1 protein-coding gene is annotated in these 381 nt (G+C 35.2%); it reads right to left on the reverse strand.

Translation table 11 applies throughout. The annotated features are described in order from the left end of the window. Positions 1-343: transposase (locus tag EWU22_RS13145; RefSeq protein ID WP_161566876.1), on the reverse strand; the 343-nt coding region annotated here is incomplete at its 3' end. Positions 344-381 lie beyond the last annotated feature (38 nt).

Here is a 381-nt window from a genome sequence, read left to right on the forward strand (position 1 = left end):
AATCGAATTTTTTTTTAATATCAACCCCATATGCCTGTTCGGCTAGATCAATCATTTTATCCTTAAAGTCAAGCAAGATTTGCTTCTGACCTACGATACGCTCTAGTTCAGCCACTTTTTTCTTGAGTAATAACAACTCTTGTGTATCACTCTGTGTCTCTACTATAACTCGGGTCTTATTGGTTTTCATTGTACCGAATTTAGAAATCCATTTGTACACATTGGTCCCAGATACTTCATATTGCTTACAAATCTCTGAAACTCGAGTTCGACCTTGTTCTATTTCTCGAACTTTCTCCATTTTAAAACTGTCACTAAAATGACGAAGACGTCTTTGTGACACACTTTGAAGATACAACTTTTTGTTGGCCATAATTAATA

It is taken from the genome of Aquirufa nivalisilvae, from assembly GCF_004307455.1.
GTDB lineage: Bacteria > Bacteroidota > Bacteroidia > Cytophagales > Spirosomataceae > Aquirufa > Aquirufa nivalisilvae.